Source organism: Streptomyces sp. NPDC058632, assembly GCF_042717095.1.
In the GTDB taxonomy this organism is placed as follows: Bacteria; Actinomycetota; Actinomycetes; order Streptomycetales; family Streptomycetaceae; genus Streptomyces.
On record NZ_JBHXQZ010000219.1, the window covers coordinates 1 to 1,133 of the forward strand.

Here is a 1,133-nt window from a genome sequence, read left to right on the forward strand (position 1 = left end):
CGGGAGGTCGGTGTGCGGGGCGTGGGTGTCGGTGAAGTGGGCGGCCCAGTCGACGTGGACGCCCCGCACGAACGCCTGCGCCACCGACGACAGCAGATGACCGAGACCGCCCTGTTCCCGGCGGAGTGACCCGCCGACCACAGCGTCAGCACCGGTCTCGTCAACGGTCTCCTGAAGGCCCACGGTCAGCACCGGACGCGGGCTCATTTCCAGGAACGCGTCGTACTGCTCGTCGAGCAGCCTCCGTACGGCGTCCTCCAGCCGGACCGTGTCACGCAGGTTGCGGAACCAGTAGTCCGCATCGGTGACACCCTCCGGGATCCAGTCACCGGTGACGGTTGAAAGGAGCGGCACCTCGGCCGGGCGCGGCGCGATCCCGGCGAGCAAATCGGCCAGTTCGTCACGTATCTCGTCGACCTGGGCCGAATGGGAGGCATAGTCCACCGGGATGATTCGCGCCTTCACACCCGCCCCGGTCAACTCCCCGTGCAGCTCGCCGATCGCGTCCGCCTCGCCCGAGAGCACCGTCGACCGCGGCCCGTTGACCGCCGCCACCGACAGCCTGCCCGCCCAGCGGTCCAGTCGGTCGCGGACCTCGTCCTGCGGCAGCGGCACGGACATCATCCCGCCGCGTCCCGCCAGGCGCAGCAGGGCCCGGCTGCGCAGCGCCACGATACGGGCCGCGTCGTCCAGCGACAGGACCCCCGCGACACACGCGGCGGCGATCTCACCCTGCGAGTGTCCCACCACGGCCGCGGGTTCGACGCCGTACGACCGCCAGACCGCAGCCAGGGACACCATCATCGAGAACAGCGCCGGTTGTACGACATCCACCCGGTCAAGGGACGCGGCGTCGGGGGCGCCGCTCACCACGGCCGGCAGATCCCAGTCGACATGGGGCGCGAGTGCGCCGGCGCACTCCTCCATCGTCGCCGCGAACACCGCTGAGGTGGCAAGGAGTTCCCGGGCCATGCCCTCCCACTGCGAGCCCTGGCCCGGGAAGACGAACACAGACTTGCGGGGCTTCGCCGGCTCGGGGGCCGTGATGAGGTGGGGGTGGGGCTGGTGCGTGGTGAGGCGGGCCAGGGGGGTGAGTGGTGTGTCGTGGTCGGGTGTGAGGATGACGGCTCGGT

Annotated in this window: 1 protein-coding gene; it reads right to left on the minus strand. The window is 71.0% G+C overall.

All coding sequences use genetic code 11. The features are described from left to right. Nucleotides 1-1,133 (minus strand): acyltransferase domain-containing protein (locus ACFWVE_RS35075; RefSeq protein WP_384023336.1); only part of this gene is annotated, 1,133 nt, incomplete at both ends.